Genomic DNA, 20,096 nt, shown 5'->3' on the forward strand with positions numbered 1-20,096 from the left:
ATGTCATTGGCCATTTTAGGGATATTTCCTAGGCGGTGGTGACTTGAGGGATTTCTCCGGTGGGTTTTCATCCTTGGTGTGTCGACTCACCTTGCTGCCTCAGGCGGCCGTGGCGTTTTTCGTCTTGGCCGTGCGCTTGTTCGTCCCCTCATCGCGGGATTCCTTTTGTTTTGTGCTGGTCAAGGAATCCTGCGGGCGGGCGATCTGGACCGGGCCTTTGACGCCGACGTGCGAAAATTTGGCTCCGGCCGCGCGGTCGCGGTGCAGCCCGACGGGAAGGTCATCATTGGCGGCAACTTCTCCCGGGTGCACGGCGAAGCCCGGACGAACTTGGTCCGCCTGAACACCGACGGCACCCTTGATGCCGACTTTGATGCCGGCACCACGTTCAATGGCACCGTCACCGCCATCGTCGTTCAGCCTGACGGAAAGATTCTGATCGGCGGTTCCTTCACCGAATTCGCCGCCGCCACCCACAATCGCATTCTGCGCCTCAACGCCGACGGGAGTCTCGACACCTCCTTCAGCGCGGGCGGCGGTTTTAATGGCTCCGTCTTGGCGATGGCCCGTCAGGATGACGGCAAGTTGATCGTGGCCGGTGGCTTCACCACCTACAACGGCACCTCCCGTCCGCGCATCGCCCGACTCAATACCGATGGTTCGCTCGATACCGGCTTCAACCCGGGCTCCGGCGCAAACGACGCCATCTGGGATCTTGCGCTGCAGTCTGACGGCAAGGTCGTCGCCACAGGTTCCTTTACCGCTTACAACGGCACGACCCGCAATCGCATCGCCCGGCTCAATACGAACGGCTCGCTCGATACCACCGTTTCGTTCGGCACCGGCGCCAACTGGGGCATCTACGCCGTGGTGATCGACGGCGCCGGTGGCTTTGTGGTTGGTGGCGGCTTCACCGGGCTCAACGGCGAGTGGCGTTACAACATCGGCCGCTTCAATCCCGATGGTTCGCTCGATGCGGATTTTCATCCGGGCGGTGGGTTCGACAGTTTTGTCGCCGATCTTCAGGTCGACAGCGCGGGGCGTATCGTGGTCGCGGGCGCGTTCACGCGATTCTCCGGCGAATACTCCCCGACTCTGCCCGGTGTCCTTCGCCTGCAGGATGGCTCGGTCGACGAATCCTTCGATGCGGACGAGGCGGACCTTGTTCTCAACCGTTCGGCCTACATTACGGCGATTGCGATCGTGCCCGGCGATCGTGTCCTGGCTGTTGGGCACCTCTACGATGCGGAGTCCGGCGGGGCCGGTTTCGTGCGCCTCGCTTCCTCCGGCGCGGTCGAAACGAGCTTCAGTCGCGGCCGCGGTCTTGAACTCACGCCTGCCGTGCGCACCCTCGTGCCGTCGGTGGAGGGCAAGTATTACGTTGGCGGCGACTTCGATTACATCGACGGCACACCGCGGCTCAACATTGCCCGCTTCAATGCCGACGCCGAAGTCGACGTCACGTTCGTGCCGTCGTCCTATTATGCGGTCATGGACTACGACGGTCCGATCACCGCGATCGTTGAGCGCAGTGACCGCCAGGTCTGGGCCTTTGGCACCTTCTCCTATGTGGCGCGCACCGGTGCGGGCACCTCGTCCTACGCTCGGGCGGGCGCGGTGCGCTTTGCCGCCTACGGCGAACTGCAGTCGACCTACGACGGCGACATCGCGGTCGAAGGCGGCTATGTCGGCGACGCGAAAACTGACAGTGCTGGGCGCATCATCCTGGCGGGCAACTTCACCGGCATCGACGGCACGGCGCGGGCCGGGGTGGCCCGCGTGAGCGAAGCGGGCGAACTCGACACCGCGTTCAACCCCGGCAGCGGCGCGGCCGACGGCAATATCACCGACCTCGCCGTGCTCTCCGACGACGACGTGCTGGTGGCCGGTTCCTTCACTAATTTCAGCGGGGCGGGGGAGGCTTACCTCGTGCGCCTCGACGCCGCCACCGGTGCGGTTGACACGGCCTTTGCCGGCAACACCGCGCTCAACGGCATCGTCAACAGCGTCAGCGTTGCGGCTGATGACCAGATCGTGGTCGGCGGCAATTTCACCACCTCCGGTGGCTACACCGTCAACGGCATCGACCGCCTCAACGCCGACGGCACGAGCGACGCCAACTTCCTGCCCGGCGCGGGCGCCGGCGGCACCTACCCCTACGTGTATTCGGCCCGCCCCGACGCCGCCGGCCGCATCGTGGTGGCCGGCACCTTCACGTCATTGCGCGACGAGGCCCGTCCCGCCGGCCTCGGCCGCATGACCGCCAATGGCCCGCTCGACCCGCTTTTCGATGACGCGTCATTGAGCGGTGGATACGCGTCGGATTCGCTCACCCTGCCGGACGGCAAGATTCTGGTGCGGGGCGGTTTCTCGGCGGTGGACGGCGAGCCGCGCGTCGCGCTGGCGCGTTTCCATGGCGGCTGGGTGCTGCGCGGTGGGCTTGATTCCGCCTTCGATGGTGCTGGATTGGCCAACAACAGCGTTGCGGCGGTGCTGCCTGCCACCGACGGCGGGTTCTGGATATTTGGTGACTTCACCTCCGTGGCGGGGCAGCCGCGCAACCGCATCGCCCGTCTCAATCGTTTTGGCCAACTCGACGATGCCTACGTGCCTGCCAGCGGTCTCAATGGCGCCGTTTATGGTGCGCGCGCCTTGCCCGATGGCACGATGCTGGTGTGGGGCGCATTCAATAACTACAACGGCCAGTCGACCCCGAGCTTGATGCGCCTCGCCCCCGACGGGACGCGCGACGCGACGTTTGCGACGCCGATTTTCAACAGCGCGGTGCGCGCGGTGCAGCCCTACGCGACCGACCAGTGGATCGTGGGTGGCAGTTTTACCAACGTGGGCGGCGTGCCGACTGGCGGGGTGGTGCGACTCAATGCCGATGGTTCGCACGACACCGGCTTCAGCGTTGCGACCGGGACTGACAACGCGGTGCACGCGGTGGCCGCCGCCGAGGATGGCACGGTCTACGCGGGGGGCGCCTTCACTTCCTTTGCGGGCCAAACGGCGCCCGGCCTGGTGCGTTTGAATGCCAATGGTGCGGTCGACCCCGAGTTCACGGTGGGGGAGGGCGCGGGCGGCAGCGTGGTGCGGGCGCTTTATCTCGACGACGCCGGCCGTCTTTGGGTGGGCGGCAGCTTCGCGCTTTGGGATGGCGCGACGCGGCGCGGCCTGGTGCGCCTCGCCAGTGATGGATCGGTGGATACAAACTTTCTTGGCGGCATTGGCACCAGCATCAACGGCAGCGTCAACGTGCTCGAGCCGACCGCCGATGGCCGCGTTTATGTCGCCGGCCGTTTCAGCTCCTTGGGCGGGGGCGAGCGCCGCGGTCTTGTGCGAGTCTACCCTTCCGGCACGATTGACCCGTATTTCGACATCGGGGAGGGCTTCAACAACGAGGTGCTGGCGGTTGAGCCGCTGGCCGATGGGCGCATTGCGGTGGCAGGTGCCTTCACGCAGGCCCGCGGGACCGACCGCAATCGCCTGGCGGTGCTTTACGCCGGTGACGTGGCGCCGCCGTTCATCGCCGACGACCAGGTCACGACCTACGAGATCGATCCCGGCGAGGACCTCACCCTCAGTTACGCTGATATCGAGGGCATGAGCTATCAATGGTATCGCGACGGGGTGCGTCTTGACGACGCGACCGCCCATCAGCTGCTCATCACCAACGCCGGTCTCGACGACCTCGGGCTCTACACCGTCCGCTTCAGCAATGGAGCCGGCGAATACACCACGGTGGGCACGCGGGTGATCGTGCGCCTGGCGCCGGCCGTGAGCAACGCGCCCATCGACACCGCGGTGGGTTACGGTGCCGGTGCCAGCTTCAGCGTGGGCGTCGTGGGGCCCGGACCTTTCACTTACCAATGGTATCGGGACGGCGAGGCGATCGACGGCGCCATCGACACGACCTACGTGCTGAACGGGGTGGGGGACGCCGACTTCGGCGCCACCTTCTACGCCATCGTCACCAACGCTTACGGTTCCGTGCAGTCGACCACGGCAACCCTGCAGTTCGATTCCACGGCCGTGCCTGGTGCGATCAAACCGGCCTTTGGGGGACTGCCAGAACTCGCGGACAAGACGGTTACCGCCGCAGTGCGCCTGCCCGACGGCCGCATCTATCTCGGCGGTTCAAATTTCCTCTATCGTATCTACCCTGATGGCACGATCGATGACACGTTCGCTCCGAACCTGACTTCCATCTCGGTCGATCATCTGATTCTTCAGCCCGACGGCAAACTGCTCGTGGCAGGGCGGGTGTGGCCTGTTGGCGGAACCCCGATGGATGTGGGCCGTCTGCTGCCTTCGGGGGCGGCCGATCCGACTTGGACCATGCCCACCATTTACGGCATCTCCGACATCAATGGCATGGTGTTGTTGACGGATGGCCGGGTGATGATCGGGGGGCGCTTCAACAACGTTGGCGGCACCGATCGCTGGAACCTCGCCCTGCTCAACAGCGATGGTTCGCTGGATGAAGGCTTTGGCCCGGTGGATGAATCGAGCGGTCCCAACGGTTACGTTCGTGACCTCAAACTGGTCAGCGGCGGTTCCCAAGTGCTCGTGGCGGGTGAGTTCACCACCTACGCCGGCACGACGGTCAACGGCCTGTTGCGGCTCAACCTCGATCACAGCATCGACGGCACCTTTGGTGGCGGTTCCCGGGCCAATGGCACCATCGAAGAGCTTTACGCCGGCCCCAACGACACGTGGTATATCCGCGGTCAGTTCGACAGTTACAACGGCACGGCGCGCGGTGGCGTTGCGCGGCTTTTGTCCAACGGCAACCTCGACCCGAACTTCGATACCAGCACTGGCGCATCGGCCCAGTCCTACAGCACCCCCTACATTCGTGATCTCGCGGTCACCGCCAACGGCTCCGTCGTGGTGGTCGGCAGCTTCACCGGCTTCGGCGACTGGCCGCTGGTCAACTCCGTGCGCCTGCTCGCCGATGGCTCGGTCGACACCCAATGGGCCTCGCCGGTGCAGAACACCAATTTCATCACGCTGGTCCAACTCGCCGACGGCACTTTGCTGGCCGGCGGCTCCTTCAAGTTCACGCCCGACGACGCCAACTATACCCGCACCGTCGAGCTGCTGGGCGGCGACTATCCGCCGCAGGCGCCGGCGATCCTGTCGCAGACCACGCTCAATGGCGACTATGTCTACGCGGCGGGCAGCACCCGCACCTTCGAGTCGGTTGTCAGCGGTCCCGGAACGCTGACCCTGCAGTGGTATCGCGATGGTGAACCGCTGGAGGAGAGTAATCTGGTGGTCGGCGTGAACGGCCCCCGCCTCACCTTGCGCAGCCTGCGCACGGTTCACGCCGGCGACTATGTTCTCCGCGTGATGTCGCCGGAGAATGGATACACCGAGACCGATCCGGTCACCCTCAGCGTGGGACCCGAACCGACCGGTCCCGGCAGCCTCGATCTCGACTGGGTCTTTGACCGCCCGGGCAACCAGATCACCGATGCCGCGGTGGCGGCCGACGGTTCCGTCTACCTGGCGAAGCGTGACTATCCCATCAGCCGCGTCTTCAAGACGGACAGCAACGGTCGCCTGCTCCCGGCCGGCCAGTTCAACCCCGGCACCGGCACCGAAGGCACGGTCACGGCCATCTTTCCGCTGCCCAACGGCAAGGCACTGGTTGCGGGCACCTTCACCTCCTTCCAAGGTGCCGCGGTTGAGCGTCTCGCGCTGCTCAATGCCGACGGTTCGGTGGATCCCGGATTTGCCCCGAATCCCAGCACCTATCCCACCCAGGTTTTGCCGCTGACCGATGGCCGCCTGCTGGTGGCCGGCGGTTTCAACTCGATTGCCGGCACCGCCCGTGCGGGGCTGGTGCGACTCAACGCCAACGGCACATTGGACGGCTCGTTTGCGGATAGTCACGGCCTCGAATACGTGCGCCGCATCCACGTCACTTCGAACGGCCAGATCCTGGTGGTGGGCACGGACTACGCCGACAGCACCGCGCGACTCAAGCGGCTCACCGCCAACGGTTCCGTTGACAGCGGCTTCACCGAGGTCAGCGGTCCCAACAATTCGATGTATACCGTTGTTGAGGATGACCAGGGCCGCGTGATCGTCGGTGGCTCCTTCACGTCACTCGGCGGAACCTCGATCAACCGCATAGCGCGCTTCAGCGCGAGTGGTCAGCTCGACAACTCCTTTGGACCATTGCGGTCCGAGGGACCCAGCGGCACGGTCTATGACGTCCTCCAAGGCGCCGATGGTTATCTCTATGTGGCCGGTCAGTTCGGCACTTGGGACGGCTTCGCGCTCGGCAGTCTGGTGCGCCTCGACCGCAACGGGCAGCTGGACCTCAACTTTCCGGCCGAAAACCTGACCCGACTTTCCAGTGTGAGCGACAACATCCGCCTCGACTGGACGGCCGGCGGCAAGCTGCAGATCGACGGATCGTTTTCCCTGTCGCCGCGCTCCAATGTGGTGCGCCTTCACGTCGACGGTGCACCGGGCGGTGCGCTGCAACTGGTCGATACGAGCGGCGATCGCACGGTGGTCGAAGGGGTGAACCTCAGCCTTTACGGACGCTTCAGTGGCGGCAGTCCCGTCACGTATTCATGGACCCACGACGGGGTGCCGGTCGAGGGGGCCTTTGGGCCTCAGCTCCTGCTCGCCGCCCCTACCAGCACCGACGCGGGCACCTATGTCCTCACCGCGACCAACAGCGAAGGCACCGTCAGCACCGAGATGCAGGTGGGCTTTCTCTCGGCCGACCCCTTGTCGCCCATCCCGGGCATCAACCTGAGCTCCGGCTTCAACAACAACGTCTACGATGTCCTCACCCGCGCCGACGGCAGCCGGATTGTGGTGGGCAATTTTTATCAGCTCGAAGGCGTCAACACCCGCGGCATCGCCGCGCTCAAGGCCGACGGCACGCCCGACACCGCGTTCAACGGCAACAATCCCTTTGATCCCAACGCGGGCACCAACATCGAGGGCGTCCGTGAGCTCAACGACGGCACCCTGCTCGTCTGGGGCACCATGTATATGCCGGGCGAAGGTTACTCGCGGCACTACCTCGTGCGGCTCAACGCCAACGGTTCGCTCAATCGCGTGCTCTTTGATCAGGACAGCGCCAGCAGCTACATCCGCGGCGTGGTGCAGCTGGCGGACGGTTCCATCCTCATCGGCGGCAGCTTCAATACCCTCAACGGCACCAGCACCGGCCCGGTCGCGCGCATCGACGCCAACGGCAACGTCGACACCACTCCGGTGCTTTCGGGGGCGACGGGCTCGGTCAGCGGGATTTTCCCGGCGCCCGATGGCGGCGTGCTCCTCGCGGGCAACCTCAACAACGTCGACGGCGTCAGCGGCACACGTTACCTGACTCGCCTCAACGCGGCCGGCGAACTCGATGTCGACTTCAATCCGCCCCTGCTTCGGAATCCGATCCGCGTCGCCTTTGGTCCGGCCGGCGAGATTTATGCCGGCGACTACAACCCGCTCGCCAACGTGAGCGGCCAGGACCTGCGACTCGTGCGCCTCTTCCCCGATGGCCGGCTCGACCGGTCCTTCCTCACCGACTTCACGCAGGTCACTCACGTTACCGTCGATCCGCTCGGCCGGGTGGTGGCCATCGTGCGAATGCTCGACAATAATTGGCGCCTCATCCGTTTGCTCAACAACGGTGCCATTGACCGCGGCGTGGTCATCACCGGGAACCCTTCTTTTCTAAGCACCGAAGGGGCCGCCCTGATGGTCGGCGGTTCGAGCAGTTACCTCCTCAACGGCGCCATCGTGCGCAGCCTCACGCTGGTCAATCCGGGCGACGCCGAAGCTTTCGCCATCGCAACGGCTCCGACGGGCGGCAGTTACATTCCGGGCACCTCGGCCGCCCTCAGCGTCGGCGTGCGCGGCGGAGCCGGTGCGACTTACCAGTGGTATCGTGACGGCTCGGCCGTCCCAGGTGCCACCGGCCCGAGCTTGGTTTTCGAGCCCTTTGCGCCAGGCGATGCCGGCAGCTACACCTTGGAGATTACGGTCGACGGCGAACTGATCGTCACCGACGCCGTGGAACTCGGGGTGCGGGCCAACGCGGGCCGCGCCGGCCAGGTCGACTACGCGTGGGGCGTAGGCTTGGTCGTCACCCAATTGTCGGCTCTCGACGCCGACGCCGCCGGAAACGTCTACCTCTTCGATGCTCGCGTGGGCAGCGACACGACCTACCGGGACATCGTGCCGCTCGATGCCAACGGCCGTGAACGCAGTGACTTTGCCCTCGATCCCCGGGTGAACGTCGCCAGCTTCCGCTCGGTCGTCACGCTGCCCGACGGCGACCTGCTCTTCGGCGGTCAGTCCATCCGCATCGACACGAATGCCTATCAGTCCCTCGTGCGTCTCAACGCCGATGGCTCCCTGGACGAGAGCGTCGACTACAGCGGTTTCACCGGATCGATCCAGGACCTGATCCCGCTCGACGGCGGCGCGATCCTGCTCGTCGGATCCGGGCTCAATGGTGGCGCGGTGGCGAAGCTCCTGCCGGACGGCAGCTCTGATCCCGACTTCACCAGCCCGGCGGGGTCCAACGCCAACGCGGCCTTCCCCGCGGCCAACGGGCAGTGGTGGGTGCGCGGCAACTATACCGATCCGGACACGAGCCGGCAATATACCCTCTTCCGCATCAACGCCGATGGCACCTTCGACTCCGGCTCACCGACTCTGCGCACGCGTTATTCCGAAAACTTCCGCGGTGCGGCGGCCGCCCCCGACGGCGGGGTCTACGTCTGGTTCGACCGCTACCAGTCCAACTTCCCGCGCCAGAATCGCGTCGTGCGCCTGACAGCCGCCGGCGAGGTCGACCCAACCTTCCAACTCGGCGAATTCCTCAAGGTCACGCCCACGACCGACGTCTATCTCAATGGCATGACCTCCGACGCGGCCGGCCGGCTCATCTTCACGGGTAACTTCGCCGGCTACGACAACGTGCCGCGCAACGGGGTGCTGCGCCTGCTGCCCGACGGCTCGCTCGACCTGTCCTTCATCGGCCCGGCGCCCGGCGGCAACGGCATCGCCCAAACACTCCAGTTCGCGGGGGGTGACCATCTTCTCCTCTACCAGCAGAACCTCGCCAACCTCGGCGGTGTGTCCGACCGCAGCGGCCTCTTCGGCCTGCATTACGGTGAGCTGGCGGCAGACGCGTCGCCGGAGGCCGCCGGCGGCGGCACCTCGCTCGCGGCGGCACCCTACGACCCGGTCTCGCTCGGGCTGTTGACCTACGCCCCGGGTGATGCGGCGGTGCAGTGGTTCAAGGACGGCGCGCCGCTGTGCGGTGAAACGTCGGCCCACTTGCGTATCCTTTCAGCGGATACGTCCGATTCCGGCGCCTACACCGCCACGGTCACGACGCCCGGTGGCAGTTTCACCACGCCGGCCTTTGGCGTCACGGTGGCCAGCTCCGCTTTCCCCGGTGGCCTCAGCGCGCGCAATCAGAACCTGCGCATCGACGACCTCCCGCACCTCGTCGTCAAGCGGCCCGGCGGTGGTTTCCTCGTGGCCTCGACCTCCGCTGCCATCGTTAACGGCGAGGGGCCCTACGAACTTTACGCCCTCGATGCCAATGGCGCCTTCGAGCGTGGTTATGACGTGCTGATCAACGGCAACTCCGCCTCCTCCTCGTTGATTCAGTCCCTCGCGGTCGACGGGGACGGTCGCATCTACGTGGGCGGCTCCTTCACCTCGGTGAACGGCGAGCCGCAAAATCGCCTCGTGCGGCTCACGGCGGAGGGCGAAGTGGACACCACCTTTGATGTTGGCGCCGGACCGAACAATCAGGTGCGGGCCATCGCGCCCACCCTCGACGGCAAGGTCTACATCTCGGGCTACTTCAGCAGCTACAATAACATCACCTCCTACGGTGGCACCAACTCCGCCCGGTATCTGCTGCGCCTCAATGCCGACGGCTCGATTGACGAGACCTTCCTCACCGGCACCAACCTCAACAACTATGCGTTTTCGCTGCTGGCCGAGTCCGACGGCTCGGTCTGGGTCGGCGGCTATCCCAACCTCTACAATGGCGCCAGTGTCAGTTACCTGCTGCGCGTCGCTTGGGACGGCACCTTGGACGGCACCTTCACGCCGACCTTCAACAGCGTGGTGGAGAAACTGGAGCGCTTGCCCGACGGCACGACCTTCGTTTCCGGCAACTTCTCCCAAGTCAACGGCGTGGGTCGCTCCGGGGTGGCTTGGTTCGACGCGGATGATGCGCTTATGGAGGACCGCATCACCAATGTGACCACCAGCGCGCTGGACGTCGCCCCCGCGGATGATGGGTCGGTGTTCTACATCTACAACTACCGCCTCTACAACCTCGACGCCGATGGCACCGGAGGCGGCGATTGGACCGCCGCTCATAACCTGCGGGGCAATTTCCAGAGTGGTATCAATACCAACCAGATCACCCCACGCGGCGTATTGGTCGACGGCAGTGAGGTGTTGGTCTGGGGGCAGTTCGTCCGGGTGGGTGAAACGACCCGCAACGGCATCGTGTGGTTGGGGGAGCAAACCTCCGACGCACCACTCATTTCCAGCGCGCCGGCGAGCGTGACCTTGCCGGAAGGCGGACGCGTCGCCTGGACCGTGCAGGCCACCACGACGACGGGTGAGCTCACCTACACTTGGACTCGGGCCGATGATCCCGGGACCGTGCTCAGCACCACCCGCCAGCTCTTCATCGAGAATGTGACCACGGCCGACGCCGGTGGCTACCGCCTCGCGGTGAGCAACGGCCTCGCCGAGACCGTGTTGGTCGTGCAGCTCGACGTCACCTCGGCCGGCGTCGCGGGGCCGGGGGATCCACGTCTCGATTTCAACCCCCAGGGCACCACCACCACGGACCGCGGGTTGGCTCCGCATCCCGCCGGTGGCTGGTGGGTCGCCCGTAGCACCGGAGTGGATCGTTTGCTGCCCGACGGTAGCCAAGACGCCAGTTCGGCCACTCTCTTGGTCGATGATGGTGCCGTTACCGGCATGGCCGAAGCGGATGATGGAGGCTTCTTCGTCTGGGGCACCTTCACGTCCTTCGCCGGGCACGCCACGCCTTATCTGGCGCGAGTGCGGGCCGACGGTGCGGTTGATCAGGACTTTGTTTCACCCTTTGAGGGCAACCCCAATATCTCTGCCATTCGGACTGATGTGCAGGGTCGGCTTTACATCGGATGGACCAATGGCGAACTCACGATCGGCGGCACCCCGACCACCGGAGTGGCTCGTCTGCTCCCCGATGGCCGGATTGACGAAAGCTTCAACCCTGGGGGGGGCACCAACAACGGTGTTTACGGCTTCGCATTCCTGCCGGATGGCCGCGTCATCATCGTGGGCAACTTCACCACGGTAGGCTCGGCTTCGCGCCGAAGTATCGCGCGTTTGATGGCCGACGGTTCGCTCGATCCGAGCTTTAACAGCATCGATGTTCAGTCGATCCAGGCCGTCGAACTTTTGCCCGATGGGAAGATCCTCATCGGCGGAGGCTTCACGTCCGTGGATGGTTTGTCCCGTCCGCGGGTTGCTCGCCTCAGCGCCGACGGGGTGGTCGACCAAAGCTTCGGTCCGCTTGGGTTCGAGTTCAGCAGCTTCACCCGGATGGCCGTGCGTCCCGACGGTCGCATCGTGGTGGCCGGACTCGAACGGATCAACAATGTCTACCGCTCCCGTATCGTTCAGTTCCTGCCGGACGGTTCCTTGGACCCGAGTTTCAATTGGGACCATTTCTACACCTCCAACACCAGCGGCACCCAGGCTGGGTTCACTTCGTTGAGCGTCTTGCGCAACGGTGATGTCGCGGTGCGAGGCAACTTCAGCTACATCGACCTCGGCGTGTTTCGTCGTGGCTTCACCGTGGTGCGTGGTTCGCCGCTCGCGCCCGGCTTCTACGGCGCGCCGCTTGGACCGCGCTCCGCCGCCGCCGGCGGCGTTATCACGTTGGCGGCCGACGCCTATGGCTCGGGCACGCTCACATATCAGTGGCGCAAGAACGGCACCCCGATCGACGGTGCGACCGCAGCGACCTTGGAGTTGACCGCGATCGCGGCCGACGATGCCGGTGATTACGACGTCGTGGTCACCAGCACGCTCGGCACCGCGACCAGCGCGGCAGCCTCCGTCGAGGTGGTCGCTCCGCCGGCGATCACCACTGATCCGGCCGACGTCGCCGTGCCGCTCGGCGATCCGGCCAGCTTCACCGTTGCTTACACCAGCAGCGGCGATGCGACAGTGCAGTGGTTCTTCGGTGATACCCCGATCGACGGGGCCACGGCGGACACCTATTCGATCGCCGCGGTCACGCTTGACGACGCCGGCGACTACACCGCGGCCGTGACCAACGATGTTGGCACCACCGTGAGTGAGTCCGCGACCCTCACCGTGCAAACCGCGCCGGTTATCGAGACCAATCCGCTCGGTGGCACCTTCGATCCGGGCGTGACCATCGAGCTCGCGGTCGCGGCGACGGGTAATCCGACGCCCACGTATCAGTGGTTCAAGGACGGCGAAGCCATTCCCGATGCGACCGCCGCGACCCTGACTCTCGCGAACGCCTCGCGGGCCGATGCCGGCAGCTACACCGTCGCCGTCGAGAACGTGGTCGACTCGGTCACCAGTGCGGCCGCGGTCGTGGTGGTGAACTATGCCCCGGAAATCACGACGCAACCCGCGGGCGTGCACGCGGTCACCGGCGATCGCATCGAACTTACCGTCGAGGCCGATGGTCTGCCCGCCCCGACCTACCAGTGGTTCTTCAACGGCGGTGAGCTCTCGGGTCGCACCGATGCGACGCTCGTCATTGATTCCGCCAATGCCGGTCACAATGGCTTCTACACGGTTGAGGTGACCAACGCCTTCGGCAGCGTCATTTCTGACCCGGCCGAGGTGGTGGTGGACTTCGCACCGCTGGTGATCAATCACCCGGTATCCGCCACGGTCGCCACTGGCGGCACGCTGGAACTGAGTGTGCAGGTCATCGGTCTGCCGACCCCGACTTTGCAATGGCGCAAGGATGGCGAGCCGATTTCCGGCGCCACCGGCGCCACGCTCACCCTCGCCAACGTGACTCCGGCCGACGCCGGCAGCTACGACGTGGCCTACTTGAACACCCAAGGTTCGGGTGCGACCAACGCGGCGCTGGTGACCGTGCAATACGCGCCCGAGATCGTGAGTCAGCCAGCCAGTGTCACGATCGATGAAGGGCAGGGCACCAGCTTCGCGGTCACGGTGGACGGTCTGCCGACGCCCACGCTGCAATGGTTCTTCAACGGCACCGCGATCACCGATGCGACGGGGCCGACCCTGTCGCTCACCGACGTGGGGCCCGATGACGCCGGTGCTTACCATGTTGTGGCCACCAACGACCTAGGCGCCGCCACGAGCGAGACCGCCTCGCTCACGGTGCAAACCCGCCCGACGATCACTACGCAACCCGTGGCGCGGGAGGTCAGTCGCGGCGATGCGGTGACCTTTACGGTCGTCGCCGAGGGTCTGCCGACGCCGACCTACCAATGGCGCAAGGATGGAGTGGAGATCTCCGGTGAGACCTCCGCGACCCTGTCCCTCAGCAACGTGCAGGCGGCTGACGCCGGCAACTACGACGTTGTGGTGAGCAACGTGGTCGGCGACGCGACCAGCACCGCCGTCTCGCTGACGGTAAACGTTGGCCCGGTGATCTCGGTGCAACCCGTCGGCCAGGCCGCGCTCGCGGGCGCGGAAGTGACGTTGAGCGTCGTCGCCAGCGGCGGCGATCCGCTCACGTATCAGTGGCGCAAGGACGGCGTAATCCTCCCGAATGCCACCGCATCGACGCTGACGCTGAGCAACGTGACCGAAGCCGACACGGCGGGCTACGACGTGATCGTGACCGATCCGGTCGACTCGGTGACTTCGGACACCGCGACGGTTGTCGTGGCCGAGGTCGTGGCGACGCACAGCGTGCGCGAAGGCGGTTACCAGGCTGGCGGCAGCATCACGATCGACGTGGACGTGAGTTATACGGCGGGGGTCTCCGGTCTGCAAATGCCGGTGCTGCTGCCCATGGCGGTCGAAGGCGGAACGTGGAGTTTCTCCAGCGCCAACGGCGCCCAGATGTTCCCCGGTGGCGAAGCGACCTTGTTCGCCGATTGGGGCTTCACCGGTCTGCCGGAGAGCCCATTCAGCTTCAGCTACACCATCAACGTGCCGCCGGCCGCCAGCGGCGACTATGAGTTGGCCGCTTGGTTCAACATCACTGTCGCGGGTGAAGCGCTGCAGGACATGGTTACGCCGGATCCGTTGCTCTTGAGCGAGCTGCCGACCACCCACTCGGCCGACACCGATGGTGACTTTGCCATCAACCTCAGCGAACTGCTGCGCGTGATTGAACTTTACAACACGCGTATCGGCACGACCCGCACAGGTCGTTACCGCCCGGTTACGGGCACCGAGGATGGTTTTGGTTCCGACACCGACACGGCCGCGGGTTCACCGCCGGACTTCACCGGTTTCCACTCGGCCGACTCGGATCGCGACGCGCAGATCGGCCTGAGCGAATTGCTGCGGGTGATCGAGCTCTACAATACGCGTAGTGGCACAACGCGCACGGGCCGCTATCACGTGTCGCCCGGCACCGAGGACGGCTTTGCCGGCGGTCCCGGCGCGTAAGCACTCGGATGAGGATGTCGGGCGGCGTGCCCGGCATCCTGCTCAAACGATCTTCAACTTCGGCAGATCCTGCCCGTCGACGAGACCGACCGGTTTGCCGGCGCGGTCAACGACGATGAGGTCGTCGATCTTGTGCTGCTCAAACAGGCGCAACGCATCGACGCCGAGCGCGTCGTCGCGGATCGTTTTGGGCCCGCGGGTCATGAACGTCTTCACCGGCTGGCTCAGGAAATCGGGACCGGTCAGCGCGCTGCGGCGGAAGTCGCCGTCGGTGAGGATGCCGGTGAGTTTGCCGGACTTCGGGTTCACCAGCGCGATGCTGCCGCTCTTGGCCTTGGTCATCTGCAGAATCGCGTCCTGCGTGGACACGGTTTCGGGCGCGATGGGCAGCCGGTCGTCGCGACGCATGATGTCGGCCACGCGCAGCAGCAGGATGCGGCCGAGATTGCCGGCCGGGTGATACTTGGCGAAGTCGTCGCGGGTGAGACCGCGGGCCTCGAGCAGCACCATCGCCAGCGCGTCGCCGAGGGCGAGGGCGGCCGTGGTGCTGGCGGTCGGTGCGAGATCGAGCGGGCAGGCCTCGCGCGGCACCACGTAGAGCAGGGTGTGATCGGATTCCTTGGCGAGGTCCGAACTCGGCGTGGAGGTGCACGCGATGGTGATCACGCCGAAGCGTTTGAGCAGCGGCAGCAGGCGGAGGATCTCTTCGGATTGGCCGCTGTTGCTGAAAAGGATGGCGATGTCGCCGGCGGCGCAGAGGCCGAGGTCGCCATGCAGGGCCTGAGTGGCGTCGAGGAAGCAGGTGGGCAGACCGGTGCTGTTGAAGGTGCCGGTGAGCTTTTGGGCGATGTGGGCGGACTTGCCGACGCCGGTGCAGATGAGTTTGCCGCCGGCCGCGGTGGCGTCGGCGATGGCGCGGGCGGTCGCGACGAAGGTCTTGTCGAGCGCGTCGGCGGTGGCCGCGAGGGCTTCTTGTTCAATCGCCAAGCAGGCGCGGGCGCGTTTGAGAGCGGATTTGGGGGCAATTGCCATTTAGAGTTTGAGTCCGAAGTGGGCTTGCCAGACTTAGATTGGCCTCCGGCGCATTCAATTCCTTTTCCCGTCCATGTCGTTCCGTCGATTTCAGATCCTCGCCCTCCTGCTGGCCGTGTTCGCGGCCGCGGGATGTGACCGTCTGCCCAAGGGCGAGCCGGTGGCGGAGATCAATGAACCCGATTACGTCGAGGGCCAGCGCCTGCTGCGCCAAGGCAACGAACAGGCCGCCTTGGCCGCCTTCACCCGCGTGATCAACGCCCGCCCGCAGGACGCGGCGGAGTCGCACCTGCAGTTGGGACTGCTCTACCTCGAAGAGGTGAAGGACCCTATCACCGCGATCTACCACTTCCGCCGCTATCTGGAGCTGAAGCCCAACTCCACGAACCGCGATCTGGTTGAACAACGCATCGAGGTCGCGACGCGCGACTTTGCCCGAACGCTGCCCGCCCAACCGCTCGAAAACCAAATTATGCGCAACGACCTGCTCGACGTCGTCGAAAACCTGCGGGTCGAAAACACGCGCCTGAAGGATGAAGTGGCACGGTTGCGCGAGTCTTCCTCGGCGGGCAGTCCGAGCGCCCTGCGGCAGACCGCCAACCTGTCCGCCGCGCCGACCCAAACCGCCTCCCTGGCCCCGCCGGAGAACACGGCCAACCGCGGCTCGCGCTTCAGTGCCGCGCCTCTGGAAACCCTGGAGGAGCGTCCGGTCACCACCCCCACCCGCCCCTCTGAAACACCGGCCGCGGCGACCGCCCAACGGGTGCACACCGTCGCCAAAGGTGACACGCTCTACAGCCTCGCCCGGCGCTATTACAACAACCCCTCGCGGGCGAAGGACATCTACACCGCCAATCGCAACCAAATGCGGTCGGCCAACGACCTGCAGATCGGGATGCGGCTGGTGATTCCGGAGTAGGGCGACAGCGCTTTTTCCGTCGGACGGAACCATACCGCCGTGCGCAAGATGCGCACACCTTGCGGCAAGGCCTGCGGAGCAGGATGGGCGCCTCATGGGGCATAGTGGAACCTGCAATGATAACCCCGCACGAAGGCGCCCCGACAGCATCCGCGACCGCTCAGGCCGCGACCGCCTTGGATCTCGACATGATCCGCAAATACGCCGTGCCCGGGCCGCGCTACACCTCCTATCCGCCGGCGAACAAATTCTCCGATCGGCTTGAGGACGTCGATGTGGCGGGCGGCATTCGCGACGACAACGCCGATGCCACGCGGCCGCTGTCGCTCTATTTTCACCTGCCGTTCTGTGAGTCGCGCTGCTGGTATTGCGGCTGCACCACCATCATCACGCGACGCAAGGACTGGGCGGCGGAGTATGAGCTGGATCTTGAACGCGAGATGGCCCTGGTCGGTCGCGACCTGAATCCCCAGCGGCTGGTCGACCAACTGCACTTCGGCGGCGGCACCCCGACCTTTTTTGCGCCGGAGGTTCTGGAAAAACTCGGCGCGGCCATCCACGACCGGTTTACCTTCGCGTCGGACGCGGAGCTGAGTGTGGAGATCGACCCCCGCTGTGCCACTCCCGAGCACCTGCGCGCCCTGCGCCGCATCGGCATCAACCGCGCCTCGCTCGGCATCCAGGACACCAATCCGGCGGTGCAGGAGGCGATCCACCGCATCCAGCCGCACGACACCAATCGTCAGGTGGTCGACGGGCTCCGCTCGATTGGCATCGAGTCGATCAACCTCGACCTCATTTATGGGCTGCCTCTGCAGACGCCGGAGTCCGTTGAACGCACGGTCGACGATGCGCTGGAGCTCGCGCCCGATCGCCTCTCCGTCTTCTCCTACGCGCACGTGCCGTGGATCAAACCCGCGCAGCGCATCTTCGACAAACGCGGCCAGATGCCGGGGCCGGCCGAGAAGTTGGAGATGTTCTCCCGCATTCGCGCCAAATTGTTGGCAGCCGGCTACATCGACATCGGCCTCGATCACTTTGCGAAACCCGACGACGAACTAGCGGTCGCGCTGCGCGAAGGGAAACTGCACCGCAACTTCCAGGGCTACAGCACGCGCTCCGGCGCCTCGTTGTATGGTTTCGGCATTTCGTCCATCTCGCAGAGCCCCGACCTTTATTGGCAGAACGACAAGTCGCTCATGGGCTACCGCGCCGCGCTCAACGCAGGGCGTCTGCCGACCGAGCGTGGTTATCGCCTCAACGACGAGGACAAGCGCCGCCGCCGGCTCATCATGGCGATCATGTGTGATCGGCAGCTCAACTTTGGTCGGCTGAGCGCGGAGTTTGGCTTCGATGTGCGGCTCAATTATCGGGAGGAGATCGCTTCGCTGCGTCCCTTGATCGACGACGGGTTGGTCGAAATTGATTCCCAGGTCCTCCAAGTCCTGCCCAAGGGCGAACCGCTGCTGCGGGTGGTGGCGATGGCTTTTGACCAGACCCTGGCAAAGGGTGTGCGGGCCCACGCGATGACCGTCTGACCCGGTCGGTCGGCGCTTCATGCGCGGTGGGGAGTTGCCAAACGGGCAGAGTGCGCGACATTGGCCGTTTCCATGTCTGATCTTACCGACCTCTACCAAGCGGTCATTCTCGACCACAACAAGCGGCCGCGCAATCGCGGCAAGTTGCCGACGGCCACCCGGGTCGCCAGCGGTGACAATCCCACCTGCGGTGACAACTGCACGGTCTACCTGCGCATGGAGGGCGACAAAGTCGGCGAGATCACCTTCGAGGGCTCCGGCTGCGCCATCTCGCAAGCCAGCGCCTCGCTCATGACCACCGAGCTGAAGGGCAAAACCAAGGCTGAGGCCGAGGCCGCCTTTGCCGACTTCAAGGATATCGTGACCACCGGTCGCGAGCCGGAGGAGTTCTCCGAGGTCGCGGCCTTCGCCGGCGTGCACGCCTTCCCGGCCCGCATCAAGTGCGCCACGCTTTCGTGGCACGCGGCCGTCGACGCGCTGAACAAGCCGGACCAACCGGCAGCGGAATAAGCGGCCATGACGCACGACTTTTCCAATCTGCGGGTCGACTTCCCCGTGCTCGACCAACACGTCGGCGGCCACCCGCTCGTCTATCTCGACAACGCGGCCACGACGCACAAACCGCGGTCGGTCATCGATGCGCTCGCGCGCTTCTACGAGCGCGACAACAGCAACGTGCACCGCGGTCTGCACGCGCTCTCCATGCGTGCCACCGACGGTTATGAAGCCGCCCGCGCCCGCACGGCCAAGTTCCTCAATGCCGCCGATCCCGCCGAGATCATCTTCACCCGCGGCACCAGCGAGTCGGTCAACCTCGTCGCCCAAAGCTGGGGCCGCGCCAGCCTGAGGGCGGGTGACGTGATCCTCTGCACCGAGATGGAGCACCACTCCAACATGGTGCCGTGGCAACTCGTCGCCCAGCAAACCGGCGCGACCGTGCGTTATGTGCCGGTCGTTGGCGACGACGCCGAGGGCGGACTCGATCTCGAGGCCTTCGACCGGATGCTCACGCCCGAGGTCAAAGTCGTCGCGTTCACTCACATTTCCAACACGCTTGGCGTCGAAAATCCGGCCAAGGAAATCTGCGCCAAGGCGCGCGCCGCGGGCGCGATCACGGTGGTCGACGGCGCCCAATCGGCCGGCCACGAACAGGTCGATGTCCTCGACCTCGACTGCGACTTCTTTGCCTTCTCGGGCCACAAGATGGCCGGGCCCACCGGCATCGGCGTGCTCTACGGCCGCAAGGCCCTGCTCGATGCGATGCCGCCGTGGCAGGGTGGTGGCGGCATGATCGCCAACGTCACCTACGAAGGCAGCACGTGGAAACCTTCGCCCGAGCGCTTCGAGGCCGGCACGCCCAACGTCGCCGACGCGATCGGTTTGCACGCGGCGATGGACTACCTCGACCAACTCGGCCGGCCGGCGATCGGTCAGCACGAAGTCGAACTCGCCATGATGGCCGCCGAGGCTTTGAGCGAGTTGCCCGGCATTCGCATTCTGGGCCCGCGTCCCGGCGAGCGGCGTGCCGGCATGGTGAGTTTTGCCTTCGCCGATGTGCACGCGCACGACGTGGTGACCTTTGCCGATCAGGATGGCGTGGCCTTGCGTGGCGGTCACCACTGCAACCAGCCGCTCATGCGCAAACTCGGCCTGCCGAGCACCACGCGCGCGAGCTTCTACCTCTACAACACGCCCGAGGACGTGGAGGCGCTGGTGAAATCGATGCGGAAGATCCTGAAGTTCTTCGGGGCTTAGGCCGATCCACTGCCCAACCGCGTCCGGAGGCCGCGGTCCAACCCAGGCCGGAAAGTCGGACGCTGACGTCCTTGACGGCGCCTTTCGCTCGCTCGGGAGGGGTTAAAGCCACCTTCTCGCAAAAACTGCACCTCACCGGCCAACGACTGCGGAGAGGCGTCGGGGCGGTCGCGGCATGATGGGCGCTGTTC

6 protein-coding genes are annotated in these 20,096 nt (G+C 65.4%); 5 read left to right on the forward strand and 1 reads right to left on the reverse strand.

The genetic code is table 11. The features are described from left to right. Positions 1–228: 228 nt before the first annotated feature. Positions 229–14,661 (forward strand): immunoglobulin domain-containing protein, encoded by a 14,433-nt coding sequence (locus tag AC0MRV_RS09695; RefSeq protein ID WP_472764261.1) that lies wholly within the window; start codon positions 229–231, stop codon positions 14,659–14,661. A gap of 42 nt (positions 14,662–14,703) precedes the next feature. On the opposite strand, the gene AC0MRV_RS09700 is transcribed toward AC0MRV_RS09695, so the two are convergent. Further along, on the reverse strand, positions 14,704–15,693 hold the full coding sequence (locus tag AC0MRV_RS09700; protein WP_472764262.1) for a KpsF/GutQ family sugar-phosphate isomerase: 990 nt from the start codon (positions 15,691–15,693) through the stop codon (positions 14,704–14,706). Positions 15,694–15,766: 73 nt separating this feature from the next. Between AC0MRV_RS09700 and AC0MRV_RS09705 the strand changes: the two genes are divergently transcribed. The 4 genes from AC0MRV_RS09705 to AC0MRV_RS09720 all read left to right on the forward strand — a co-directional run bounded on the left by AC0MRV_RS09705 (position 15,767) and on the right by AC0MRV_RS09720 (position 19,905). After that, positions 15,767–16,612, forward strand: a complete 846-nt coding sequence (locus tag AC0MRV_RS09705) for a Cell division protein CpoB (protein ID WP_472764263.1) — start codon at positions 15,767–15,769, stop codon at positions 16,610–16,612. A gap of 116 nt (positions 16,613–16,728) precedes the next feature. After that, a complete protein-coding gene (hemN, locus tag AC0MRV_RS09710) occupies positions 16,729–18,150 on the forward strand; it encodes an oxygen-independent coproporphyrinogen III oxidase (RefSeq protein WP_472764264.1) in 1,422 nt (473 codons plus the stop codon). Between the two features lie 72 nt (positions 18,151–18,222). Further along, on the forward strand, positions 18,223–18,660 hold the full coding sequence (sufU, locus tag AC0MRV_RS09715; protein WP_472764265.1) for a Fe-S cluster assembly sulfur transfer protein SufU: 438 nt from the start codon (positions 18,223–18,225) through the stop codon (positions 18,658–18,660). A 6-nt stretch (positions 18,661–18,666) separates the two neighbouring features. Further along, a complete protein-coding gene (locus tag AC0MRV_RS09720) occupies positions 18,667–19,905 on the forward strand; it encodes a cysteine desulfurase (protein ID WP_472764266.1) in 1,239 nt (412 codons plus the stop codon). Positions 19,906–20,096: the final 191 nt, after the last annotated feature.

The sequence above is a fragment of the Actomonas spartinae genome (assembly GCF_051209155.1).
Lineage (GTDB): Bacteria > Verrucomicrobiota > Verrucomicrobiia > Opitutales > Opitutaceae > Actomonas.

What these genes read in the sequence shown, in the direction of transcription:
- AC0MRV_RS09700 (WP_472764262.1), bottom strand. Translation starts at nt 15,693, where the DNA reads ATGGCAATTGCCCCCAAATCCGCTCTCAAACGCGCCCGCGCCTGCTTG.
- sufU (WP_472764265.1), top strand. Translation starts at nt 18,223, where the DNA reads ATGTCTGATCTTACCGACCTCTACCAAGCGGTCATTCTCGACCACAAC.
- AC0MRV_RS09720 (WP_472764266.1), top strand. Translation starts at nt 18,667, where the DNA reads ATGACGCACGACTTTTCCAATCTGCGGGTCGACTTCCCCGTGCTCGAC.
- hemN (WP_472764264.1), top strand. Translation starts at nt 16,729, where the DNA reads ATGATAACCCCGCACGAAGGCGCCCCGACAGCATCCGCGACCGCTCAG.
- AC0MRV_RS09705 (WP_472764263.1), top strand. Translation starts at nt 15,767, where the DNA reads ATGTCGTTCCGTCGATTTCAGATCCTCGCCCTCCTGCTGGCCGTGTTC.